The sequence below is a fragment of the Rhizobium sp. B21/90 genome (genome assembly GCF_019355815.1).
Lineage (GTDB): Bacteria > Pseudomonadota > Alphaproteobacteria > Rhizobiales > Rhizobiaceae > Rhizobium > Rhizobium rhododendri.
The window spans coordinates 1465789-1490618 of the sequence record NZ_CP072162.1 but is presented as its reverse complement, the minus strand read 5'-3'; the positions used below and the strand labels follow the sequence as shown (position 1 = coordinate 1490618).

22 protein-coding genes are annotated in these 24830 nt (G+C 62.5%); 13 read left to right on the top strand and 9 right to left on the bottom strand.

Features of this window, described 5'->3' with window-relative positions; translation table 11 throughout:
- From J5278_RS07110 to J5278_RS07100, 3 genes are all read left to right on the top strand, one after another.
- Positions 1–1011, top strand: a complete 1011-nt coding sequence (locus J5278_RS07110; RefSeq protein ID WP_209184371.1) for an ABC transporter ATP-binding protein — start codon at positions 1–3, stop codon at positions 1009–1011.
- Positions 1004–1996 (top strand): ABC transporter ATP-binding protein, encoded by a 993-nt coding sequence (locus J5278_RS07105; RefSeq protein ID WP_209184372.1) that lies wholly within the window; start codon positions 1004–1006, stop codon positions 1994–1996. The genes J5278_RS07110 and J5278_RS07105 overlap by 8 nt, the downstream gene beginning before the upstream one ends.
- Before the next feature lie 84 nt (positions 1997–2080).
- Positions 2081–2995, top strand: coding sequence for a sugar kinase (locus J5278_RS07100; RefSeq protein WP_142823401.1), 915 nt, complete (start codon positions 2081–2083; stop codon positions 2993–2995).
- On the opposite strand, the gene J5278_RS07095 is transcribed toward J5278_RS07100, so the two are convergent.
- Entirely contained in the window at positions 2992–3393 is a 402-nt protein-coding gene (locus J5278_RS07095; protein ID WP_209184373.1) for an ester cyclase, read from the bottom strand. The genes J5278_RS07100 and J5278_RS07095 overlap by 4 nt on opposite strands.
- A gap of 237 nt (positions 3394–3630) precedes the next feature.
- Here J5278_RS07095 and J5278_RS07090 point away from each other — a divergent pair, with 237 nt between their 5' ends.
- Positions 3631–4668, top strand: coding sequence for a glycosyltransferase family 1 protein (locus J5278_RS07090; protein ID WP_224127808.1), 1038 nt, complete (start codon positions 3631–3633; stop codon positions 4666–4668).
- A 33-nt stretch (positions 4669–4701) separates the two neighbouring features.
- Here the strand turns inward: J5278_RS07090 and der are convergent, their stop codons facing one another.
- The 3 genes from der to J5278_RS07075 form a co-directional block, all read right to left on the bottom strand.
- Complete coding sequence (gene der / locus J5278_RS07085; protein ID WP_142829266.1) at positions 4702–6177, bottom strand: ribosome biogenesis GTPase Der; 1476 nt, start codon at positions 6175–6177, stop codon at positions 4702–4704.
- A 16-nt stretch (positions 6178–6193) separates the two neighbouring features.
- Positions 6194–6877 (bottom strand): tetratricopeptide repeat protein, encoded by a 684-nt coding sequence (locus J5278_RS07080; protein ID WP_209184375.1) that lies wholly within the window; start codon positions 6875–6877, stop codon positions 6194–6196.
- Between the two features lie 119 nt (positions 6878–6996).
- Positions 6997–7584, bottom strand: a complete 588-nt coding sequence (locus tag J5278_RS07075) for an NnrU family protein (RefSeq protein ID WP_142823406.1) — start codon at positions 7582–7584, stop codon at positions 6997–6999.
- Between the two features lie 90 nt (positions 7585–7674).
- On the opposite strand from J5278_RS07075, the gene J5278_RS07070 reads away from it, so the two are divergent.
- Complete coding sequence (locus J5278_RS07070) at positions 7675–8694, top strand: polysaccharide deacetylase (protein ID WP_209184594.1); 1020 nt, start codon at positions 7675–7677, stop codon at positions 8692–8694.
- 74 nt (positions 8695–8768) lie between these two features.
- Here the strand turns inward: J5278_RS07070 and sbmA are convergent, their stop codons facing one another.
- The 3 genes from sbmA to J5278_RS07055 form a co-directional block, all read right to left on the bottom strand.
- Positions 8769–10034 carry a peptide antibiotic transporter SbmA gene (gene sbmA / locus J5278_RS07065; RefSeq protein ID WP_142823407.1) on the bottom strand — a complete coding sequence of 422 codons (1266 nt, stop codon included), beginning with the start codon at positions 10032–10034 and terminating at the stop codon, positions 8769–8771.
- 238 nt (positions 10035–10272) lie between these two features.
- The gene (gene map, locus J5278_RS07060; RefSeq protein ID WP_111222625.1) at positions 10273–11025 is read right to left on the bottom strand and encodes a type I methionyl aminopeptidase; all 753 of its coding nucleotides are present in this window, start codon (positions 11023–11025) and stop codon (positions 10273–10275) included.
- Between the two features lie 127 nt (positions 11026–11152).
- Positions 11153–11644 (bottom strand): SRPBCC family protein, encoded by a 492-nt coding sequence (locus J5278_RS07055; RefSeq protein WP_209184376.1) that lies wholly within the window; start codon positions 11642–11644, stop codon positions 11153–11155.
- A gap of 152 nt (positions 11645–11796) precedes the next feature.
- On the opposite strand from J5278_RS07055, the gene J5278_RS07050 reads away from it, so the two are divergent.
- The gene (locus tag J5278_RS07050; RefSeq protein WP_209184377.1) at positions 11797–13005 is read left to right on the top strand and encodes a TIGR03862 family flavoprotein; all 1209 of its coding nucleotides are present in this window, start codon (positions 11797–11799) and stop codon (positions 13003–13005) included.
- Between the two features lie 96 nt (positions 13006–13101).
- Here the strand turns inward: J5278_RS07050 and glpK are convergent, their stop codons facing one another.
- Positions 13102–14595: a glycerol kinase GlpK gene (gene glpK / locus J5278_RS07045; protein WP_209184378.1), complete on the bottom strand. Its 1494-nt coding sequence runs from the start codon at positions 14593–14595 to the stop codon at positions 13102–13104.
- 162 nt (positions 14596–14757) lie between these two features.
- On the opposite strand from glpK, the gene J5278_RS07040 reads away from it, so the two are divergent.
- From J5278_RS07040 to xdhC, 4 genes are all read left to right on the top strand, one after another.
- Positions 14758–15531 carry a 3-hydroxybutyrate dehydrogenase gene (locus tag J5278_RS07040; RefSeq protein WP_209184379.1) on the top strand — a complete coding sequence of 258 codons (774 nt, stop codon included), beginning with the start codon at positions 14758–14760 and terminating at the stop codon, positions 15529–15531.
- 42 nt (positions 15532–15573) lie between these two features.
- Complete coding sequence (xdhA, locus tag J5278_RS07035) at positions 15574–17040, top strand: xanthine dehydrogenase small subunit (protein WP_209184380.1); 1467 nt, start codon at positions 15574–15576, stop codon at positions 17038–17040.
- Positions 17040–19376, top strand: coding sequence for a xanthine dehydrogenase molybdopterin binding subunit (xdhB, locus tag J5278_RS07030; RefSeq protein WP_142823413.1), 2337 nt, complete (start codon positions 17040–17042; stop codon positions 19374–19376). Before xdhA ends, xdhB begins: the two co-directional genes overlap by 1 nt.
- A gap of 544 nt (positions 19377–19920) precedes the next feature.
- On the top strand, positions 19921–20727 hold the full coding sequence (gene xdhC / locus J5278_RS07025; protein ID WP_374108277.1) for a xanthine dehydrogenase accessory protein XdhC: 807 nt from the start codon (positions 19921–19923) through the stop codon (positions 20725–20727).
- On the opposite strand, the gene J5278_RS07020 is transcribed toward xdhC, so the two are convergent.
- On the bottom strand, positions 20706–20903 hold the full coding sequence (locus J5278_RS07020; RefSeq protein ID WP_111222617.1) for a hypothetical protein: 198 nt from the start codon (positions 20901–20903) through the stop codon (positions 20706–20708). The genes xdhC and J5278_RS07020 overlap by 22 nt on opposite strands.
- A 102-nt stretch (positions 20904–21005) precedes the next feature.
- On the opposite strand from J5278_RS07020, the gene J5278_RS07015 reads away from it, so the two are divergent.
- The 3 genes from J5278_RS07015 to guaD all read left to right on the top strand — a co-directional run bounded on the left by J5278_RS07015 (position 21006) and on the right by guaD (position 24624).
- On the top strand, positions 21006–21902 hold the full coding sequence (locus J5278_RS07015; protein ID WP_209184382.1) for a LysR substrate-binding domain-containing protein: 897 nt from the start codon (positions 21006–21008) through the stop codon (positions 21900–21902).
- A gap of 176 nt (positions 21903–22078) precedes the next feature.
- On the top strand, positions 22079–23320 hold the full coding sequence (locus J5278_RS07010) for a urate hydroxylase PuuD (protein WP_142823417.1): 1242 nt from the start codon (positions 22079–22081) through the stop codon (positions 23318–23320).
- Complete coding sequence (gene guaD / locus J5278_RS07005; protein WP_209184383.1) at positions 23317–24624, top strand: guanine deaminase; 1308 nt, start codon at positions 23317–23319, stop codon at positions 24622–24624. The genes J5278_RS07010 and guaD overlap by 4 nt, the downstream gene beginning before the upstream one ends.
- Positions 24625–24830: the final 206 nt, after the last annotated feature.

Sequence of the window (24830 nt, the reverse complement as noted above, 5' to 3'; positions counted from 1 at the left end):
ATGTCGGAAGCCAAAAAGAGCGAGACGCTGCTCGAACTCAAGGACTACTCCATCCGTTTCCAGACCCCGGAAGGGGACGTCGCTGCGGTCAACGGCCTCAACCTGACGATCCGCCGTGGCGAGCGCATCGCCATCGTCGGCGAAAGCGGTTCGGGCAAGAGCCAGACCTTTCTGGGCCTGATGGGTCTGCTGGCGAAGAACGGCCACACCAGCGGCGAGGCGCTGCTGGAAGGTCGCGACGTATTGGCGCTGAAGCCCCGCGAACTCGACCAGATCCGCGGCAAGGACATGGCGATGGTCTTCCAGGACCCGATGACCTCGCTCAATCCGACGCTGAAGATATCGCGGCAGCTGACGGAGCAGCTCGAAGTCCATGGCGGACTGACGGCGCGCGCTGCCTCCGCCACTGCCCTCGACATGCTGAAGCGCGTCGGCATCCCCGACCCGGACCGCCGTTTCAATCTCTTTCCGCATGAGCTCTCCGGCGGCATGCGCCAGCGCATCGTCATCGCCATGGCGCTGCTCACCAAGCCGAAGCTGCTGATTGCCGATGAGCCGACGACGGCGCTCGACGTCACCATCCAGGCACAGATCCTCGACCTGTTCAACGACCTGACGTCGGAGATGAACACCGCTCTTGTCATCATCACCCACGACCTCGGCGTGGTCGCCGGCCTCGCCGAGCGAGTGGCCGTCATGTATGCCGGACGGATCGTCGAGGATGCGCCGGTGGACGACCTGTTCGACGATCCGGCCCATCCGTATACGGCTGCGCTGCATGCCTCGATCCCCCGCCCCGATCAGGATGTCGACGATCTCGCCGTCATTCCCGGCCGTCCGCCGAACCTCAAGCACCTGCCGCGCGGCTGCAGCTTCTCGCCGCGTTGCGCCCATGTCGAGGACAACTGTCTCGATGCGCGCCCGCCGCTTGGGCTTCTGGCACCTCAACGCCGCGCGGCCTGCTTCCATCCGCTTATCGGTCACCAGCAACGGAGCCCTGTCCATGGCTGAACAGACCCTGCTCAAGGTCGAGCATCTCACCACCCAGTTCGAGATCCCGTCAAAATCCTTCTTCAAGCCGGCAACCATGCTGACGGCCGTCAACGATGTAAGCTTCGAGCTCAAGGCCGGGCGCACGCTCGGCATCGTCGGTGAATCCGGTTGCGGCAAGTCTACCCTCGGCCGCTCGATCCTGCGCCTGATCCACGCCCAGAAAGGCCGTATCCTCTGGCAGGGCAAGAGCCTGCTCGACCTTTCCAGCGAGGAGATGCGCGCCGCCCGCCGCGACATGCAGATCATCTTCCAGGACCCGATCGCCTCGCTCGATCCGCGCATGACCGTCGGCGACATCATCGCCGAGCCGCTCACTGTGTTCGAGCCGAAGCTGAGCCGCGCAGAACGGCAGGGCCGTGTCCGCGAGATCATGGCCGCCGTCGGGCTGGTGCCCGAAATGATCAACCGCTACCCGCATGAATTCTCCGGCGGCCAGGCGCAGCGCATCGGCATCGCTCGCGCCGTTGTCACCCGCCCTAAACTGATCATCTGCGACGAGCCGGTTTCAGCCCTCGACGTCTCCATCCAGGGCCAGGTGATCTCGCTGCTGCGCAAGTTGCGCAAGGAATTCGGACTGACGCTGATCTTCATCAGCCACGACCTCTCGGTCGTCCGGCTGATCTCGGACGACGTACTGGTCCTCTATCTCGGCCGCATCGTCGAGGCCGGCGATTGCGCCACGGTGTTCCAGCGTCCGGCCCATCCCTATACCCAGGCGCTGTTCTCGGCCGCCCCCGTGCCGGACCCAAAGGTCGCCCGCACCCGCAAGCGCATCCGCCTGCAGGGCGATCCGCCGTCGCCGATGAACCCGCCGCCCGGTTGCGTCTTCGAGCCGCGCTGCTGGAAAGCCACCGATATCTGTCGCACCGCCATGCCGGCGACAGAGCCTGTCCGCCCCGGCCAGACTGCCGCCTGTTATCACATGGATAGCCCGGAAAACTGATCGCCGCTTCCGGTGCACGGCGGCCTTGCCCGCCCTGCGTCGAAGGCCTACAGCAGGCGCAGGAATGCGATGAGGGAGAGTATCGTGGGCGGACATTTTTTGTCGATCGGCGAGTGCATGGTGGAACTGTCGCAGGCGGGCAACGGCCTGCTGCGCAAAGGCTTTGCCGGCGACACGTTCAACACCGCCTGGTACGCCAAGGCCTGCCTACCATCGGACTGGTCCATCGATTATTTTACGGCCGTCGGTGACGATCCGATGTCGGACGAGATGCTGGCCTTTATGAGCGGCGCCGGGATCGGCACATCCTATATCCGCCGCATCCGGGGTCGCACTCCGGGCCTCTATCTCATCAATCTGAAGGACGGCGAGCGCACCTTCAGCTACTGGCGCGAATCCTCGGCCGCACGCCAGCTTGCCGTCGATGGCGACCGTCTGCGCGAAGCCATCGAAGCCTCCGACGTCGTCTATTTCTCCGGCATTACGCTTGCGATACTCGCCCACGACAGCGCCGAAACCCTGCTCTCGGAACTGCGCCGCGCCAAGGCGATCGGCAAGCTGGTGGTGTTCGACCCGAACCTGCGCCCAAGGCTTTGGACCAGCCTCGACACCATGCACGCAACCATCAGCGAGGGCGCCCGCGCCGCAACGCTTGTCATGCCGAGCTACGACGACGAGGCCGCCCATTTCGGCGACCCATCGATTGCCGCCACCATCCGCCGCTACCGGCAGCTCGGCGCTCCCCTGGTCGTCGTCAAGGACGGTGCCAAGGGCGTGACCGTCAGCACGGTCGCTGGCGACACCCTGGTCGAAGCCGAACACGTTGCCGAGGTCATCGACACAACCAGCGCCGGCGACAGCTTCAACGGCGCATTCCTCGCCGAATACCTGAAGAGCAAGGATCTTGTCGCTGCAGCCCGCTTCGCCGTGAAGATCGCCGCCCGCGTGATCTGCGAGCACGGCGCATTGGTGGAGCGAGAGAAGCTCGGACTTGGTTAAGACGTCTTGCCGTCAAGCTGCGCCTCAATGGCTGTCTTGTCGATGACCGACCAGACATGCCGGATCTTGTCGTTGCGAAATTCGTAGAAGACGTTTTCCGAAAACGAGACCTTCCGTCCGTTCACCGCAAGGCCGAGGAACGTTCCCGCTGGCGTGCAGTCGAACTGCAGTCGTGCGGCGATCCTCGGCGGATCGGCGATCAGTAGATCGATGATGAATTGCAGGTCGGGTATTTGCCGGAAATCGTTTTCCAGCATCGCGCGATAGCCGGAAAGACCGATCTGCCGGCCATTGTGCTCTACATCATCGTCAACGAACTCACCGAGGAGCGTCCAATCCTGCCTGTTGAGACAGTCGATATAGCCTCGGTAGAGGGTCGCAAGTTCGGCATCGGCCATGAGATTGACTTCCTTTGCGCATTCCAGAGTACACCGAAGAGACCTAAAGCTGCATTGCCATCGAAGCAAACCGAAGGGTGTAATATTTTCATCATCGACGGTCGTCACAATGGCTAGGCCCGGAATCATCGGATGGCGTGGGATGTTCCGCGCCGCCGCGATCGACCGGGATGGAACAGTCGACCCATGCTGCAACGTCTATCGAACATCGCCGCCGGGAAATCGCCGGCGCCGGACATGGCCCTGGGCGAACGACTGCTCATCGTCACCGATGCCTGGCACCCGCAGGTCAATGGCGTCGTGCGCTCCATCGAGAACACCAATCGTGAGCTGACGCGCATGGGCGTCACCGTCTCCATGCTGACGCCAGAGGGGTTTCGCAGCATCCCCTGCCCGACCTATCCGGAGATCAGGCTCTCGCTTGCAAGCTATCGGCGCGTTGCCGCTGCGATAGAGGCAACGCAGCCATCCTACGTACACATCGCCACGGAAGGTCCGCTGGGGCTGACGGCGCGGCGCTGGTGCGTGCGCAACGGCATGCAGTTCTCGACCACCTACCACACCCGCTTTCCCGAATATGTCGCAGCCCGCCTGCCGATCCCTAAGTCCTGGCTCTATGCCTTCATCAGGTGGTTCCACAATGGCGGCTTCGGCTGCATGGTGGCGACACCGAGCCTTGCCGCCGAGCTCAAGGCCAAGGGTGTGCGCAACCTGCTGCCGTGGAGCCGCGGCATCGATGCGACGCTGTTCAGGCCTCAGGCACAGGAAGATTCGCCCTTCGGCCTGCCCCGGCCGATCTTCATGACCGTCGGGCGCGTCGCCACGGAGAAAAACCTCCCGGCATTCCTGGATCTCAACCTGCCGGGCTCGAAAGTGGTGGTGGGTGGAGGACCTGATCTGGAGGATCTGAAGAAGCGCTACCCGGACGTGCTGTTCACCGGCGCGAAATTCGGCGAAGAACTGGCCAGCGCCTATGCGCAGGGCGATGTCTTCGTCTTTCCATCGGTGACAGACACCTTCGGCAATACCATTCTCGAAGCGCTTGCGAGCGGCGTTCCGGTCGCAGCCTACCCGGTCACCGGCCCGGCCGATATTCTCGGCGATCATCCGACCGCCGGCGCCGTCGACAAGGACCTCAGGAGCGCCTGCCTGCGAGCGCTCTCATGCTCGCGAGAGGCCGCCCGCAAACTGGCACTCACCTATTCCTGGGAAGCCGCAACGCAGCAGTTCCTCGACAACGTGCGGATCGCAAACGGCAAGATCAGACGGCGCTGAGGACCGACGCAGAGGCGCACCGGTCCCGAAGGATCAGCGTTCCTTCTTGCGCTTGCTCGGATAGGGGTTCTTCCGCTTGCGGTTCTCGAACGGATTTTCCGACGCATGGAAATGGATCCGGATCGGCACGCCCGGCATCTCGAAATCCTCGCGCAACCCGTTGGTCAGGTAACGGATATAGGATTCCGGCAATGAGTCCGGCCGGGTGCACGAGATCATGAAGCCCGGCGGACGAGCCTTGACCTGCGTCATGTATTTCAGCTTCAGCCGGCGGCCGGACACGGCGGGTGGCGGATGCTGGACCTGGCGCGCATCCAGCCAGCGATTGAGCTTGGCGGTGGCGATGCGCTTGTTCCAGACCTTGTCGGTATCGATGATCGACTGCATCAGCCGGTCGAGGCCATCGCCGGTCTGCCCGGCAATCGTCACGGCACGAATGCCGCGCGCCTGCGGCAGCAGCCGGTCGGTCTTTTCGCGCAGGTCGGCGAGCACGGTCTGCCGGTCCTCGATCAGGTCCCACTTGTTGAAGGCGATGACGGCAGCACGGCCTTCGCGGATGACGAGGTCGACGATCTGCAGGTCCTGCTTTTCGAACGGGATCGTTGCATCGAAGACGATGACCACCGTCTCGGCAAAGCGGATTGCCCGCAGCGTGTCGGCAACCGACAGCTTTTCGAGCTTCTCGGTGACGCGTGCCTTCCGGCGCATGCCGGCGGTGTCGAACAGCTTGATGGTCCGGCCGCGCCAGGCCCAGTCGACGGAGATCGAATCGCGGGTGATGCCGGCCTCGGGGCCGACCAGCAGGCGGTCCTGGCCGAGGAAGCGGTTGATCAGCGTCGACTTGCCGGCATTCGGGCGACCGACGATGGCGACGCGCAGCGGCTTCGTCTCGTCGTAATCGGGCTCTTCTTCCTTCTCGTCGTCGAACACATCGTCGCCGTCGAGCGGCAGCGAGACATCCGTCTCGGCCACGTCGTCCTCGTCTTCCTCGATTTCCGGCGGATAGGCGCGGTCCTGGCCGATGGCTGCGACGATTGCGTCGTGCAGGTCGATCATCCCCTGGCCGTGTTCGGCCGAAATCGGGCAAGGATCGCCGAGCCCGAGGGTGAAGGCGTCATAGAAACCGCCATCGGAGCCCTTGGCTTCCGACTTGTTGGCAACCAGCACGACCGGCTTGCCGCGCCGCCGCAGAAGCTCGCCGAACACCTTGTCGAGCGGCGTCAGGCCATATTTGGCATCGACCACGAACAGCGTCAGGTCTGCCTCCTCGATCGCAGCTTCGGTCTGGGCGCGCATCCGGCCCTCGAGCGAATCCTCATGGGCTTCTTCCAGACCGGCCGTGTCGATGATGGTGAAATGCAGGTCCATCAGCTTGGCATCGCCCGGACGACGGTCACGGGTGACGCCCGGGGTGTCATCGACGAGCGCCAGCTTCTTGCCAACCAGGCGGTTGAACAAGGTGGACTTGCCGACGTTCGGGCGACCGACGATCGCAACCGTGAAATTCATGGCGATTGGTGTTCCTTTAGCCCTGGGCCTGCGGGGCTTTGCCCGAAGCTTCGATATTATCAAGCATCATCTGGGCACGATTGGCAATATTGCGGGGTGACTGCTGGTCGCTGACGATGGCCTGGAACCACTGCCGGGCCTTGGCGAAATCGCCGGCCTTGTAAGCGGAAAGACCCAGGACTTCGCGTGCGGAATGGCGGAAGGCACTAGCCGGCACGGCCATCTCCTCGGCGAGCGCGGAGACCTGTTGATAAGTCCCGGTGTCGACCAGCAGGAAGGCGGCGCGCAGGCGGGCGGCGTCAGCGATGACGGAGGGAACGCCGGACTGCTTGCTGATCGCGGTGAACGCGGCCACGGCACCGGCCGTGTCGCCCTTTTGCGCCTGCAGCGAGGCGGCACGCATGCTGGCGAGCAGCGGATAGGCGCCCTTGCCGTCTTTTTCGATGGCAGAGAGGGCTGCCAGTGCATCGTCGGTCTTGTTCTGGTCGGCCAGCGCCAGCGCGGCGAGGAACTTGTCGCCGTTGTCGCCGGCCTGATGGGTTGCCCAGTAGCGATAGCCGACATAGCCGGCCGTCCCGATAACGACCAGCACTGCGAAGCCGATGATCAGGCGGCCGAAACGGCGCCAGACGAACTGCATCCGGTCGGAGCGCAGTTCCTCGTTGACTTCGCGGATGAAGCTGTCGTCGTTGAATGCCATTCTCGTCTCCGGCTCCGGCCAAAACTTGCATGCATAAAAGGGAGCGCGCCGGCAGGATGCAGCGCATGAACGCGCCTTCTACCCGATTTTGCGCCCGTTGTAAGGGGGAACCGCAGAAATCACATCATTGCCAGCGGCGAAACGCCGATAAGCCACTCATGCAGCTTCCAGATGATGGCGCCCCAGAGCACGATGCCGAGGACGACCGCCGCCGCATCGTATTTCACTGACACGAACGGGCGTGGGGTGATTTCGCCGGCCCGAGCCCGGCGCTTCAGCGATATCCGCACGACAACGCCCCAGGCGAGGAAGGATGCAAACAGCAGCACGCCGGCGCTGTCGCCGTTTGCCAGAAGATGAGCGAGCGCCCAGATCTTCACCGCCAGCACCGTCGGATGCTTCGTCCTGGCGGCGATATGACCGGCCGGCAGCAGGCCGGCCACGAGACAGATGCTGGCGATCAGCATCAGCGTCAGCGTGATGTGCGAGGCCCAGGCCGGTGGCGAATACAGCACCGTCGTCTCGTAGCGGGCGATGCTGAAGGCATAGATCAGCAAAACCAGCGTCAGGAGGCTGGCGACCGACTGCAGGACGATCCAGGCGGGACGCCCGAGGCGCTCGATCATCGACAGCCGGAACCCCGGCGCCAGCGCCTGGATCAGGTGAACGCCTAGAAAAAGTATGATGCTGACGACAAGCAAAGCCATGGAGAAATCCTTTGAATCAAGACCACCATCCCTATCGGCTCGGGTTGAAAATTGAAAGCAGCATCAAAGCTTCGCCGCATTCCTCATCCAATGGCGTCCATCGAGCAAACTGACACGGTGCTTCTTTTGCGTTTCATCCCCGCCTCCGCCCTCGCCCTTTCCCTCGTGCTGCCGATAGCAGCCCAGGCAGACGAGAAACCGAAGCAGATCGTGCTGATTTCCTTTGACGGCGCCCATGACAACGCGCTCTGGACGAAGAGCCGAGACATGGCCCGGCGCAATGGCGCTCACTTCACCTATTTCCTCTCCTGCACCTTCCTGATGAACCGCGATCAGGCCAAGGCCTATCAGGGACCGGGACACAGGCCCGGCAAGTCGAATGTAGGGTTCGCCCATAGCAACGAGGAAATCCGCACCCGCATCGCCAACATCTGGGGCGCCCACCAGGAAGGCGCCGACATTTCCAGCCACGCCTGCGGCCATTTCGACGGCAAAGATTTCAGCAAGGCCGACTGGCTGCAGGAATTCAAGGCAGCACAGGTAGCGCTTCGCGATGCCTGGGAGAATTCCGGCGTCCCGACCGACGAACCTGAGGGCTGGGAGGACTTCGCCACCCACGACGTCAAGGGATTTCGCGCGCCCTATCTCTCCACCAGCGATGGCCTCGTTGCCGCCGAGAAGGAAATGGGCTTCGTCTACGACGCCAGCCTCGTCACCCGTGGACCCATGCTGCCGAAGACCGAAAATGGCCTGCCGCGTTTCGGACTGCCCCTCATCCCGGAGGGTCCGGACCATCATCTGGTGATCGGCATGGACTACAATCTCTATGTCCACCACTCAAAAGGCGTCGAGGACCCCGCCAATTCGAAAGTCTATGAGGATCGCAGCCTCAACGCCTACGAAGCCGCGTTCAAGACGCAATATGAAGGCGACCGCATCCCCCTTCAACTTGGTTTTCATTTTGTCGAAATGAACGCCGGCGCCTACTGGCGGGCCCTCGACCGCTTCGTCGGCGACGTCTGCCACAAACCGGACGTCGCCTGCGTCAGCTATTCGGAAGCCCTGCCCATGATCGCCGCACGGGGGGGCAAAACGGCGTCCGGGCTTTGAAGCGTCGTACCGTTTGCAGACTCCACGAAAAAAGGCTCCGTCTCCGGAGCCTTTTTGCATTGTCGCTGGAATTCTCAGGTTTCCGGGTTCTCGCTCTGCGCCTGACGCTCCAGATAATGGCGATCAATCGCCGGCAGGGGCTCGTCGTCGATGGCTGCCTCGAAGGACTTGAGGCGCTTGTGGATCGATAGCAGCTCGATGATCGTCGTCCAGGAGTTGACGAGATACTGGAAGGAGTTGCTGACCTGTCCAAACGCTGTCGAGATCTGCTGGAAGATGCCGTAGGTGATGGTACCGGCGACAATCGTCGGCACGAGCATGAAGACCACGAAAAGCGCGTCCGCCTGGACATAGAAATAGCGGGCGACGTTGAAGTACAGGTAGTGGAAATACATCCGGTAATAATTGCGCCGGACGTTTCCGAACAACTCCGTCAGCGTTGCCGGCTGGGCGCGATCCGCGTGGTCCTCGCCGTAGACGAGTTCCTTGCGATAGGCTGCCTCGACACGCTGGTTGCGGAAGTTCAAGCCAGGCAGCTTGATGCCGGCGACAGCCAGCAGCACGGTCCCGAACACAGACCAGAACAAGGCCAGCCAGAACAGCGAATTTGGCACTTTTCCGATAAATGGCAGATCGGTGACGTAGTTCGACAATGCGAGCAGGATAGGCAGGAACACCACCAGCGTCATGACGGAATTGATGAGCGTGATGCCGAGCCCTTCGAGCGTGCTCGAAAAGCGCATCGTGTCTTCCTGAACACGCTGCGATGCACCTTCGATGTGCCGCAACTTTTCCCACTTGGACGCATAGAAATTGTTCATCGCCGTGCGCCAGCGGAAAATGTAGTGGCTGGTGAAGAAGTCGGTGACGATCGAGACGAACATGCTGAGAAACGCGATCTGCGCGAACACAATCATCAGGTCGTAGAAATTCTCGACTGATATACCGGGTTTCTTGGACAACGCATTCTGCAGTAGGTCCCCGAACGGCCGGCGCCAGTTATTGACGACGACGCTGATCTGGACGCCGAAATAAGTCACGAAGATGATCAGCGCAGAGCCCCAGACCGACCACAGCTTCCATGGGTGATTGATCGCCTTCAGATGCCAAAAACCACAGAAGATTATGCCCGAAAGGAAGAAGTAACCGTAGAACCAGAGATTCTCGCGCAGCAGGAAGAACGACAGGTCGATCGGCTGTTGATCTTCCGGAACGGGTCCGAAGCCTAACGTCACACCGAGATGCGCTGCGCCAAGATACCAGCCAAAGATGGCAACCAGCGTCCAGACGATGAGGGAGGTGAAGAACACCTTGGGCTGAGGAAAGAAGGAATGAAACACAGAGATCGCTTTCCTGAACGGGAAGATGGGAAGCATCAGCCGATGCTGATTTTGCGGGAACCTAAGACAGTTCCAAAGCAGCGGCAACGCTCTTCCCGCTTTCTTACACATTTGTAACGGCTTGTTCCCAGGATATCATCCGATTGCTGAGCGCATCGGCGCCACGCACCGCCGGGAGGTTGCATCTGGCTTCGCGTGCCCGCGTTTCCGAGCGTACGCGCCGATCGGGGCAGGCGCCTTATTCGTCCGCTAGCGTCAAAATCACGGGCCCGTTTCGGGTGGCGATGACGGTGTGTTCGAACTGTACGGTAGGCGCGCGCGGATCGCTGTAGAGGGTCCAGGCATCGTCGCCGCCCTCGGCCCAGCTGGCGCCGAGCGACAGGAAAGGCTCGACGGTGAAGACCAGCCCGTCCTGCATGATCCGCGTCTCGCTCGGATCGGCCCAGGTCGACACCTCGGCCGGCTCCTCGTGCAGCGAGCGGCCGATGCCGTGGCTGGCCAGATTGGCGATCAGCGTGTAGCGGTGCTTTGCAGCAAAGGCGCCAACGGCCTTGCCGATCTGCAGGAAAGGCACGTCGCTGCGCACCTGGTTGAGGCCAACCCACAGCGCCCGCTTGCCATCGCGGCAGAGACGCTCGATCTTCGGCTTGACCGGCGGCACCGTGAAGGATGCGCCCGTATCGGAAAAGAACCCGTCCTTTTCGGCAGACACATCCAGATTGACGAGATCGCCGGCCGCAATGACGCGTGGGCCCGGAATTCCGTGCGCCACTTCTTCGTTGACGCTGATGCATGTCGCGCCGGGAAAGCGATAGACGGTCTCGGGCGCCGACCGTGCACCGGCGTCTTCAAGCGCCTTGCGGCCGATAGCATCGAGCTCCAGCGTCGTGATCCCCGGCTCGAGAGCTGCAGCCATCACCTTCAGCGCATTTGCGCAGATACGGCCGATGTCCTTCATCTTGGTGAATTCGTCGTCGCTTGAAATGATCATCGAAACAGGATTCCGGCTCTAGCGGCCCTGTCGGGCCAAACGGATGGAGCGCTGGCTTTCGCGCCTCCTCACTCGTCCGTCAATGCCTTTTTCCCTGTGCGCCCGTCATTTGCGGCCTATCCAGCACTCAGAGCGTCGCCACCAGCGACGCCAGCTGGTCGGCGCACTGGCCCCAGCCCTCGTAAAAACCCATGTTCTCATGGGTTTCGCGGTCCTCCGCGCTCCAGTGCAGCGCCCGAGCGGTGTAGCGCGTCTGGCCGTTGCCGATGTCGTCGAACGTGACGATGGCGGTCATGAACGGCTTGGCAGAGGGTATCCAGGCGCTGGTGAAGGCGTCGGTGAAGACCAGCTTGCGGTTTTCGACGACATCCAGGTAGACGCCGCGGTTGGGATACTCCACGCCATCCGGCCCGAGCATCACGATAAAACTGGTGCCGCCCGGACGAGGATCGAGCTCGGCAGTCGTGGTCCTGAACGGCAGCGGGGCAAACCATTGCTTCAGCAGTTCCGGCTCCGTCCATGCCCGGAACAGCTTGTCGGGCGTCGCTGCAATGACCCGCGTCAGCGACAACTCGTGACGGACGATATCGGCTTCGCGGACCGTATCTTCTTCGCTCATGGGACATTCCTCCTCGGTGATTGCCTGGACATATGCAGCAGCGGAAGTCTAGGACAAGTCCGGGATCTCGCCAATGGCTGCATGCCTGGACGCAGTGCTTGCACCTTTCCCCGTCAAGCGCGAGAAGAGGCAGAAATCCAATCGGTGAGACGATGACCAGAAAACAAATTGCCATCATAGGCGCCGGCCCCGCAGGTCTCATGGCCGCTGAGGTGCTGGCCAGTTCCGGCCACGCCGTCACCGTCTATGACAGCATGCCGACGGTCGCGCGCAAATTCCTGCTGGCCGGCAAGTCCGGCCTCAACATCACCCATTCAGAGGACCATGCCGCGTTTGCCAGCCGCTTCGGCGGCTCCATTCCCGGGCTTCGCCCTGCCCTCGACGCCTTTGGCCCGGATGCGGTGCGGCAATGGGCGGCAGATCTGGGCATCGAAACCTTCGTCGGCTCCTCCGGCCGCGTCTTTCCCCGCGCTATGAAAGCCTCGCCCCTGCTGCGCGCCTGGTTGAAGCGCCTGCAGGCCGCAGGCGTCACCATCCTTGCGCGACATCGCTGGATCGGCTTTGCCGATAACGGCCATGTTTTCGAGACGCCGGAGGGCAAACGCACGCTACCGTCAGATGCGACATTGCTGGCATTCGGCGGAGCCAGCTGGCCAAGGCTCGGTTCGGACGGCCAATGGACGACAGCGCTCGCAGACTCAGGCGTCGAGATAGCGCCATTCCGCCCGGCAAACTGCGGCTTCGATGTCGAATGGAGCGAGGATATCGTCACCCGCTTTGCCGGCGCACCGCTGAAATCCGTGACGGCCACCTCGGATGCCGGCACGTCTCCGGGCGAATTCGTTATCGGCCAGCATGGCATAGAGGGTAGCCTCGTCTATGCCCATGCCGCAGCCCTTCGCGACCGCCTCGAGAGAACCGGCCGCGCCAGCCTCACGATAGACCTTGCACCCGGGCGAAATGCAAACCGGCTGGCAAAGGACCTGGCCCGCCAGGGCGCTAAAGCCAGCCTCTCCAATCGCCTCCGCAAGGCAGCCGGCATCGAGGGCGTCAAGACCGCGCTACTGCGGGAATTCGTGCCCGCCGCCGATCTTGCCGATCCGGACCGTCTCCCCGGCTGGATCAAGGCGCTGCCGATCCCGGTTCTCCGGCCGAGGCCGATAGCCGAGGCGATCTCCTCTGCCGGCGGCATCGCTTGGGCTGCCATCGACGAGGACTATATGCTGAAGGCCCGCCCCGGGACCTTCGTCGCCGGCGAGATGATCGACTGGGAGGCGCCGACCGGCGGTTACCTGCTGACGGCCTGCTTTGCGACCGGCCGCGCCGCCGCCACCGGTCTGGATGCCTGGCTCAAGCGCTGAATGAAGCAGTTGAATCGGCCTTCCCGCCGAGTGACGCAAGCGATTCATACGATTCGGTTTTTTTCAGATCCTGCGGGGCTTGAGCTCCCGGCCTGACTACCCGCCGCTCAGGGTGCGACGCACAGCGTCCTTCCAGCCCTTGAGCTTGACCGCGCGCGTCGCCTCGTCCATCTCGGGCACGAATTGCCGGTCGACGGCCCAGGCCTTGGCGAAGGCCTCGCGCTGTGGCCAGACGCCGGCGCGGCTGCCGGCAAGCCACGCGGCCCCGAGAGCCGTCGTCTCGAGAATCGTCGGGCGATCTACCGGCGCATCGAGCAGATCGGCCAGCCGCTGCATGGTCCAGTCGGAAGCGACCATGCCGCCATCGACCCTGAGCACCGTCTCGTCCGCGCGCTTCTTCCAGTCCTTGTGCATGGCGTCGAGCAGATCGCATGTCTGGTAGCAGACTGCTTCCAATGCCGCATGGGCAAATTCGGCAGGGCCCGTGTTACGCGTCAGCCCGAAAATCGCGCCGCGTGCATGGGCATCCCAGTGCGGCGCCCCGAGCCCGGTAAAGGCCGGCACGAGGTAGATATCCTGTCCGGGATCGGCCTTGGCCGCCAACTTGCCCGATTCCTCGGCCGAACCGATCAGGCCCATGCCATCCCGCAGCCACTGCACCGCAGCCCCTGCGATGAAGATCGAGCCTTCGAGCGCATAAGTGGTCTTGCCATCGAGCCTATAGGCGATGGTGGTGAGCAGCCGGTTCTTCGAGCGCACCCTGTCCGAGCCGGTGTTGAGCAAGGCGAAGCATCCGGTGCCATAGGTCGATTTCATCATGCCGGGCTCGAAACAGGCTTGCCCGATCATGGCCGCATGCTGGTCGCCGGCAACGCCAAGAATGGGGACCGCCGCGCCGAAGATGTCGGGATCGGTGACGCCGAAATCGGCGGCGCAATCCTTGACTTCGGGCAGCATCGCCGCTGGCACGCGCAGGATGTCGAGCAGCTCCTCGTCCCACTCGTTGTCGGCAATGTTGAACATAAGGGTCCGAGACGCATTGGTGGCGTCGGTGACGAAACTTTTGCCCCCGGTCAGTCGCCAGATCAGGAACGTGTCTATCGTTCCGAAGCAGAGTTCGCCCCTTGCCGCCCGCGCACGGGCGCCTTTGACATTGGCCAGCATCCAGGAAAGCTTGGTCCCCGAAAAATACGGATCGAGCAGCAGGCCGGTGCGCTTCGTGAACAGTTTTTCCAGGTCCTGGCGTTTCAGCTTGTCGCAATAGGCCGCCGTCCGCCTGTCCTGCCAGACGATGGCGTTCTGGATCGGCTTGCCGGTGTCGCGCTCCCAGACGACAACCGTCTCGCGCTGGTTGGTAATGCCGATCGCGGCGATCTGCCCGGCCTCGATGCCGGCAGCGGCTATGGCATCGCGCACGGTCGAAAGCACGCTTTGCCAGATATCCTCCGGATCGTGCTCGACCCAGCCGGATTGCGGATAGATCTGCGGAAACTCTATCTGGCCACCACCTGCCACCTTCATCTTGTCATCGAAGATGATCGCCCGCGTCGAGGTTGTTCCCTGGTCGATTGCCAGAATATAGCCGCTCATATGATGTCCGTCCTTCTCCCGAGACGACACCAATAGGACAGGCTCGCCCGTCTGAACAGAAAGCAAATGGTAAAATTATTGCCGCCGGCGGCAGGTTGTCAGTTGCAGGACTTTGGGACTAACCTCAAATTAAAGTAGCACCGCACGGACAGAGAGCAGAGCATGGCCAGAACAGTCGTCGTCACCGGTTCCACCAGCGGCATAGGCCTTGCCATCGCCAGCGCCTTTGCCGGCAGGGGCGACAATGTCGTCATCAACGGCTTCGGCGAAGCTGACGAGATCGAGGCCATCCGCGCCCGCCTCGAGGCGCCCGGCGGCAGCGTCCTTTACCATCCGGCCGATATGACGAAGCCTGCCGAAATCGCCGACCTGATCGCCAACGCTGCGGCAGCCTTTGGCGGGATCGACGTGCTGGTCAACAATGCCGGCATCCAGCATGTCGCCCCGATCGAGGACTTCCCGATCGACCAGTGGGACCGGATCATCGCCATCAACCTGTCCAGCGCGTTCCACACCATGCGTGCGGCAATTCCCTTCATGAAAGCTGAGCGCTACGGCCGGATCGTCAACATTGCCTCCGCCCATGCACTGGTCGCCTCGCCTTTCAAAAGCGCCTATGTCGCCGCCAAGCACGGCATTCTCGGCCTCACCAAGACGGCGGCGCTGGAACTTGCCGAATTCGGGGTGACGGTGAATGCCATCTGTCCCGGCTACGTGCTCACTCCGCTGGTGGAGAGCCAGATCCCCGACACGGCAATGGCGCGCGGCATGACGGAGGAGCAGGTGAAGACCGAGGTGCTGCTCAAGGCCCAACCGACGCGCGAGTTCGTCAAAGCAGAGGAGATCGCTGCTTTGACGCTCTATCTGGCCAGCGACGAGGCGCGCCAGGTCACCGGAACGCACGTCTCGATTGACGGAGGATGGACTGCAGCCTAACCATGGCAGGTTGAAAGTTTATGACAAACGGCAAGAGGCTCCATGAACGACACGATCCGGTTCATCCTGAATGGCGAAGACATCGCCCTGTCGAGCCTGCGGCCGACGGAGACGCTGCTGGATTTCCTGCGCATCGGCAGGCACATGACCGGCACCAAGGAAGGATGCGCCGAGGGTGACTGCGGTGCCTGTACTGTGCTGGTCGGGAGGCTGATCGACGGCGGCCTGCATTACGAATCGGTCAACGCGTGCATCCGCTTCGTCGGCTCGCTTCACGGTACCCATGTCGTCACCATCGAGCATCTGGCGGCAAAGGATGGCACGCTCCATCCCGTGCAGCAGGCGATGGTCGATTGCCACGGCTCGCAATGCGGTTTCTGCACACCCGGTTTCGTAATGTCACTTTACGGCCTCTGGCTCGCCAACGAAAAGCCAGGCCGCGCCGCCATCGAGAAGGCCTTGCAGGGCAATCTCTGTCGTTGCACCGGCTACGAGCCGATCGTCAAGGCGGCCGAACAGGTGAGCCTGCTGCGCCCGAGCGCGCTGTTCGATCCTTTGCAAAAGACCCGAGCCGACATCATGGCACGGCTCTGGGCGCTGCAGAGCCGCGAGACGATCACCGTATCTTCGGGCGATGAGCGCGTGATCGTCCCCGGCTCCATGGACGATCTCGCCCGCATCCTGGCACAGGAGCCGGATGCCACCGTGGTTGCCGGCTCCACCGATGTCGGCCTTTGGGTCACCAAGCAGATGCGGGTACTGAACCCGGTGGTCTTCATCAATCATCTCACCGAAATGCAGTCGATCACCTCAGGTGACGGCGGCTTTACCATCGGCGCCGGCGTCACCTATACGCGCGCCTTCGAGACTATCGCCTCCCGCGTACCGACACTCGGCCGGCTGATCGACCGTATCGGTGGCGACCAGGTGCGCAATATGGGCACCATCGGCGGCAACATCGCCAACGGCTCGCCGATCGGCGACAGCCCGCCGCCGCTGATCGCTCTCGGCGCCACCGTCAAGCTGCGCTCCGCTGCAGGAACCCGCCAGTTGCGACTGGAAGACTTCTTCATCGCCTACGGCAAGCAGGACAGGCATCCGGACGAGTTCGTCGAGAGCATCTTCGTGCCCTACCCGGCCGACGATGCCAAATTCGCCGTCTACAAGATCACCAAGCGCCGCGACGAGGACATCACCGCCGTGCTCGGTGCCTTCTACCTGACGCTGGACGCTAACAACGACGTTCACGACATCCGCATCACCTTTGGCGGCATGGCCGGAACGCCGAAGCGGGCCCGCACCGTCGAGGCCGAACTGATCGGCAAACCCTGGACCGAGGCCACCGTCGAGGCGGCGCGTCCCGCCTTCGATGCCGACTTCCAGCCCTTGACCGACTGGCGCGCCACCGCCGAATACCGACAGCTGACGGCCAAGAACCTGCTGCTGCGCTTTTATCTTGAGACCACGGGCGAACCGCAGGAACTCAGGCGCTTCGAGGAGATGGCGTGATGGACAAATCCACATTCGAGAAGCGCAAGATCATCAACGGCGCCATGCACGCGTCGCTGAAGCATGATTCGGCTCACAAGCATGTCACCGGCGCTGCCGACTACATCGACGACATTCCGGAGCCCGCCAACCTCCTGCACGGGGCGCTGGGCCTGTCCGACCGGGCCCATGCGGAGATCGAGGGCATCGACCTTTCCGCCGTTGCCGCCGTCCCCGGCGTGATCTGGGTGATGACCGGCGCCGACGTGCCTGGGATTAACGACGTCAGTTCGAACGGCAAGCACGACGAGCCGCTGCTCGCCGAAACAAAGGTCGAGTTCCACGGCCAGCCAATCTTCGCCGTCATCGCCACGACGCGCGAGATTGCGCGCCGCGCCGCACGGCTGGCCAAGATCGACTATCGCGACCTGCCGCACTGGAGCGACATCGATGGCGCGCTGGCCAACGGCGGCCCCGTCGTCTACGAGCCGATGACCCTCAAGCGCGGCGAACCCGAGACCGAGATGGCAAAGGCACCGCAGCGGCTGAAGGGCCAGATGCGGATCGGTGGCCAGGAGCATTTCTATCTCGAAAGCCATATCGCTATGGCTATCCCCGGCGAGGACGACGAGGTGACCGTCTGGTCCTCGACCCAGCATCCGAGCGAAATCCAGCATATCGTCGGCCACGTCCTCAACATTCCGTCCAACGCCGTGACCGTCAACGTTCGCCGCATGGGCGGCGGCTTCGGCGGTAAGGAGACTCAAGGCAACCAGTTTGCAGCGCTCGCCGCCATCGCCGCGAAAAAACTCAACCGCGCCGTCAAGTTCCGCCCAGACCGCGACGAGGACATGATCGCCACCGGCAAGCGCCACGATTTCCTGGTCGATTACGAGGTCGGCTTCGACGAAGACGGCCGCATCCACGCGCTCGACGCCACCTTTGCGGCGCGCTGTGGCTTCTCCTCCGATCTCTCCGGCCCGGTCACCGACCGTGCTCTCTTCCATGCCGATTCCAGCTATTTCTACCCGCACGTCCATCTGGTCTCAAAGCCGCTGAAGACCCACACCGTCTCGAACACCGCCTTTCGCGGGTTCGGCGGGCCGCAGGGCATCGTCGGCGCCGAGCGCGTCATCGAGGAGATCGCCTATGCTGTTGGCAAGGATCCACTGGATATCCGCAAGCTGAATTTCTACGGTCAGCCAGGCTCCGGCCGGACGCTGACCCCCTATCACCAGGAGGTCGAGGACAACATCATCGGCCGTCTCGTCGACGAACTCGAAGCCTCCGCCGACTACCGGGGCCGTCGCCAGGCGATCGTCGAATTCAACCGCAGCAGCCGCTACATCCGCAAGGGCATCGCGCTGACGCCGGTGAAATTCGGGATTTCCTTCACGATGACCGCGTTCAACCAAGCCGGTGCGCTCGTGCATGTCTATCAGGATGGCTCGATCCACCTGAACCACGGCGGCACCGAGATGGGCCAGGGCCTCTATACCAAGGTGGCCCAGGTGCTGGCCGAGGCCTTCCAGGTCGACATCGAGCGGGTAAAGATCACCGCGACGACAACGGCCAAGGTGCCGAACACTTCGGCCACGGCCGCCTCTTCCGGTTCCGACCTCAACGGCATGGCGGCCTATGATGCAGCCCGGCAGATCAAGGAGCGGCTGGTCGCCTTTGCTGCCGCTAAGTGGAATGTCGAGCCGGCAGACGTCATATTCCTGCCGAACCGGGTTCGGGTCGGCGAGATCGAGATCCCCTTCCCCGATCTCATCAACCAGGCCTATTTCGCCCGCGTCCAGCTTTCCGCCGCCGGCTTCTACAAGACACCGAAAATCCACTGGGACCGCAAGGCAGGGCGTGGCACGCCGTTCTACTATTTCTCCTATGGTGCCGCCTGCTCGGAAGTCTCCATCGACACGCTGACCGGCGAATATCTGATCGACCGCACCGACATCCTCCACGATGTCGGCAGGTCGCTGAACCCGGCCATCGACATCGGCCAGATCGAAGGCGCCTTCGTGCAGGGCATGGGCTGGCTGACAACGGAAGAGTTATGGTGGGACGCCAAGGGCCGCCTGCGCACCCACGCGCCCTCGACCTACAAGATCCCGCTCGCGTCCGACCGGCCGAAAATCTTCAACGTCAAGCTCGCCGAATGGTCGGAAAATAGCGAGCCGACCATCGGCCGCTCAAAAGCCGTCGGCGAACCCCCCTTCGTGCTCGGCGTTTCCGTGCTCGAAGCCCTCTCCATGGCCATCGCCAGCGTCGCCGACTACCGCCTCTGCCCCAGACTCGACGCTCCCGCTACGCCCGAGCGGGTGCTGATGGCCGTAGAGCGGCTGAAAGGCCGATGAGGACGAACGACTTGCCGATATCCCGCCCCGGACCGCAACAACCGTGCCGGGAAGCCGAAGCCGCACCGAAAAACCCTCGGCAAATCAACACCTCCCCTCATTCCTGTGCTGGCAACAGGAATCCAGCCACGGCGCGTCTGCGCCGTGAGGGCACGCTTCCACTAGCAACAGAAGATCTTTCGCGCCCAAAGACTTGGGCGCACTGGATTCCTGTGACAGGCACAGGAATGAGGGTAGTGGGAGGCGCTTGTTCCCCTCTCTCCTTGTACGCCGGGGACGGCCGCATTGCACTTATTGTCCAGATCCGCCGCTTGCGCATCACACCGATAAATCTACGGCACACTCACCTCTTCACTCATTCCTGTGCTCGTCACAGGAATCCAGCCATGGCGCGTCTGCGCCGTGAGGGGATGCTCTTCCGGGCCACGATAAGCCCCCCGCGCCCAAAGACTTGGGCGCACTGGATTGCTGTGACTGGCACAGGAATGAGGGAGACCGGGGGGACTTCCTTGATGCTCTCCGTCTATCCGGAGGCCAGGCCATGATCCCCTCCCTTGCCGCCTTCCTCGCGCAAAATCCCGCTGCCGTCCTCATTGAGATCACCGGCACGCAAGGATCTGTTCCGCGCGAGACGGGCACGTTCATGCTGGTTTCGCAACACGACATCTGGGGCACCATCGGTGGTGGGCAGTTTGAGTTTCTGGCGATTGCCAATGCCCGCGCGATGCTCGGCGGCGGTGGCATCGAGGTGATGGATATTCCGCTCGGCCCTGAGATCGGCCAGTGCTGCGGTGGCCGGACGCAGTTGCGCTGCCGTCTCGCCAGTGCAGAGACCATCGCGGACCTCCACAGGCGGCTGGATAGGGAGGCGGAAGCCTTCCCGCAGGTGACGCTGTTCGGCGCCGGCCATGTCGGGCGGGCGCTGACGGCGGCGCTGAGACCGCTGCCGGTCGCAACCCTCGTCGTCGAGACCCGCAGGGAAGAACTGGATGAGCTGCCCGATGGCACCGCGACACGGCTGCTCGCCATGCCGGAAGCGCTAGTTGCTGAGCTTCCACCCGGCAGCGTGGTGCTGATCCTTACGCATGACCATGCGCTCGATTTCCTGATCGCCCGGGAGGCTTTGGCACGATCCGACCTCGCCTATGTCGGCATGATCGGCTCTGCCACCAAGCGCGCCACCTTTGCCCATTGGCTGACGCGCGAAGGCGGCGACAAATCCTCGCTCGAACGCCTGACGCTGCCCATCGGCGGCGGGGCCGTCAAGGACAAGCGCCCCGAGGTCATCGCCGCCATGACCGCTGCCGAAATCCTGACCGCGCTCGCCGCTTACCGCAGCCACGGGTCCTGATAGCGCGGATCGCGACCGTCGAGGAAACCGAGATCGCGCTTGACGCGGTCCGGCGTGGCATCGAGGTCTAGCTTCCCGCCAGCAGGCAACAGTCTGGTAAAAAAGTGCAGCAATTTTCCACGAATTGATATCCTCCGTCTTGCCATTCCAAGCGGCGAGACTGCATTGCAGGCCATGACTTCACCTTTGTTTAATTGATCTCAGGGATTGCAGTGTGCCGCCGCAAATGCTGCAGTTCCAATCGAACAACCGTCTGTATGCATAAAGAGATCTGATCCATGAAGTTATCGAGGCAGTTTCCCCTCAATGCGCTGCGCGTGTTCGAAACGGTGGCGCGGCTGGGCAGCTTCACGAAGGCGGGCGAAGAGATCGGCATGACGCAGACGGCCGTCAGCTACCAGATCAAGCTGCTCGAGGAGAATATCGGCGAGGCCCTGTTCCTGCGGCGACCACGGCAGATCAGCCTCACTGAAACCGGGCTAAGGCTGCTGCCAAAGGTGACCGAGGCCTTCGGGATATTGAACGAGGCGATGGCGTCCGTGAGGGAGGCGGCCGAGGAGACGCTGATCATTCACTCAACGCCGACATTTGCGTCGCAATGGCTCGCGCGCAATCTGGGCTCGTTTCAAATTCTTCATCCAACGATCGCCGTTCGGCTTAAGACCTCGGATGACCTCATCGATTTCAGCCGCGAAACTGCGGACGTTGCCATCCGAAGCGGTGGCGGAAATTGGCAGGGTCTTGCTGCCAACCGGCTCATCAAGGTCGATTTTACCCCGATGCTCAGCCCACGCCTTGCGGAGGACATTGGCGGGATCCATGCGCCGGAAGACCTGCTGAAGCTCAGGATCATCGATGCCGGCGATCCCTGGTGGGTTATCTGGTTCAAGGCGGCAGGCGTAGAAAACCCTGACCTGGAAAGCCGGCCCCGCAGCCGGCTGGGCGCGCAGTCGTTCGAGGCGAGCGCCGCAATTGCAGGCCAGGGGGTGGCTATCCTGACACCCGAATTCTACCGGGACGATCTGGCCTCCGGACGGCTGCTGCAGCCCTTTCCGCTGGTTTGCGACGATGGCCACGATTACTGGCTGGCCTATCCCGAAAGCCGGCGCAACACGCCGAAAATCAGAGCCTTCCGAAACTGGCTGATGACCGCAATTCACGGCCCGACCGCATGAAAGGCAGGCGCCATCGGCAATCGCCCGGCACGCGTCGCACCAACGACTGTAACCGAACCGTCACATCTTGCCGCCGCGTGTTCGCAGGCGCAACAAACAGCATGGTATTCGCTGCCTTCCCCTTCCCTCCGGGCTGAAAATTTTCCAATGTGAGGCGACTGCGACAGGGGACGAATATGTACGAATACGCCATCGCGTGGGAATGGCTGGCCTTTGCGGCCCGCTGGTTTCACGTCATCACCGCCATCGCCTGGATCGGTTCGTCCTTCTATTTCATCGCGCTGGATCTCGGCCTGGTAAAGCATGCCAATCTGCCTGCCGGCGCCTATGGCGAGGAGTGGCAGGTGCACGGCGGCGGCTTCTATCACGTGCAGAAATACCTGGTCGCGCCCGCCAGCATGCCTGAACACCTAACCTGGTTCAAATATGAGAGCTATTTCACCTGGCTCTCCGGCTTCCTGATGCTGGCGATCGTCTATTACGGCGGCGCCGACCTGTTTCTGATCGATCGGCATGTGCTCGATGTCAGCGCCCCCGTCGCCATCCTGATCTCGCTGGCCTCCCTCGCCGTCGGCTGGATCGTCTACGACCAGCTCTGCAAATCGCCGCTCGGCAAGAATACCTGGGTGCTGATGGGGCTGCTCTACGTCGTGCTGGTCTTCATGGCCTGGGGCTACACCCACCTCTTTACCGGCCGCGCGGCCTTCCTGCATCTCGGCGCCTTCACGGCGACGATCATGTCGGCAAATGTCTTCTTCATCATCATGCCCAACCAGCGCGTCGTCGTCGCCGACCTCATCGCCGGCCGCACGCCGGATGCGAAATACGGCGTCATCGCTAAGCAGCGTTCGCTGCACAACAACTACCTGACCCTGCCGGTCATCTTCTTCATGCTGTCGAACCACTATCCGCTGGCTTTCGGCACCGCCTACAACTGGATCATCGCCGCCCTGGTGTTCCTGATGGGCGTCACCATCCGCCACTGGTTCAACACCACCCACGCCCGCAAGGGCCGTCCGACCTGGACATGGCTCGTCACCGTCATCCTCTTCATCGTCATCATGTGGCTGTCGACGGTGCCGAAGATCCTGTCCGGCGATAAGGACGCAGCAGCCGTCGCGCCGGCCTTCCAGCAGTTCGCCGCTGACGCCCATTTCCCGGCGGCAAAGGCCATCGTTACGACGCGCTGTTCGATGTGCCATGCGGCAGAACCCGCCTACGAGGGGATCGTTCGGGCACCGAAGGGCGTGATGTTCGAGACCGATAGCGAGATCGCCATGCATGCCCGCGAAATCTACATCCAGGCCGGCCGCAGCCACGCCATGCCGCCGGGCAATGTCACCGACGTGACGCCGGAGGAGCGCAAGGTGCTGGTCGCCTGGTTCGAAAGCTCCGTCAATCAAGGCAAGACGCAATGACCTCCACACTTCTGCGCGGCCGGCTTCTCTCCTTCAGCCGCGCGCCGCACGACCTCTCCGACACCGGAAGCTACGTCTACGAAAGCGATGGCGGCCTGCTGCTCGAAGGCGGCCTGATCGTCGCACGCGGCCCCTACGATGCGATTAAGGCCAAGGCCCCAGTCGATGCGGTCGAAATCGACCATCGACCACACCTGATCATGCCGGGCTTCATCGACACCCACCTGCATTTTCCCCAAATGCAGGTCATCGCCTCCTATGCCGCCAATCTGCTGGAATGGCTGAACACCTACACATTCCCCGAGGAGTGCCGTTTTGTCGAAAGCGCCCATGCCGAGCGTATTGCCACCCGTCTCTACGACGAACTGATCCGCCACGGCACGACCACTGCCGTTGCCTATTGCTCGGTCCACAAGACCTCCGCCGATGCCTTCTTCCGCGAGGCGCTTCGGCGCAACATGCGCATGGTCGGCGGCAAGGTGATGATGGACCGTAACGCCCCTCAGGGCCTGCTCGATACGCCGCAGCTCGGCTATGACGAGACCCGCGCCGTCATCGCCGAATGGCACGGCAAGGGTCGCAACCACGTCGCCATCACGCCGCGCTTCGCCATCACCTCGACACCGCAGCAGATGGAGGCGGCAGGCGCGCTTGCCCGCGAATTCCCCGAGCTGCACATCCAGACCCACCTGTCGGAAAACCACGACGAGATCAAGTTCACCGCAGAACTCTACCCCGAGGCGCTGGACTATACCGACATCTACGCCCGCTACGGCCTGCTCGGCGACAGAACGCTGTTCGGTCACTGCATCCATCTCTCGGAGCGCGAGGCGGATGCCATGAGCGAGGCCGGCGCCATCGCCGTGCATTGCCCGACGTCCAACCTCTTCCTCGGCTCGGGCCTGTTTCCGCTGAAGGCGCTGGCACGTCGTGAAAAACCGGTTCGCATCGGTGTTGCCACGGATATTGGCGGCGGATCGAGCTACTCGATGCTGCGCACCATGGACGAGGCTTACAAGATCCAGCAGTTGCTTGGCGAACGGCTGAACCCGCTGGAGAGCTACTACCACATGACGCTTGGCAACGCTGAGGCGCTTGCTCTTGCCGACCGCATCGGCACGCTCGACCCCGGCAGCGACGCCGACCTCGTGGTTCTCGATGCAGCGGCTACGCCTGCCATGGCGTTGAAAATGGAGGTGGTGAAAAGCCTGGTCGAGGAGCTTTTCCTGCTGCAGACCATGGGCGACGACCGGGCCATTGCGGAGACCTATGTTGCCGGCTTAGCATCAAAGACAGCACTGTGACTATTTGGTACCAAATTTAAAAAAGCTCTTATAAAGCAAGTCAGCATTTACCCTTATTTAAAGCCGGCTGACCTAATGGTCTTAGCGGCAAGGGATCGTTTTCGGCCGCCATGATGGCACCTGCCGCTTGCCATTTCACTCATCATTTCGCCGGATCCCCGAGTTGCCCGCTTCGTCAAGAGCCGGAGGCATCGCCTCCTGCTGCC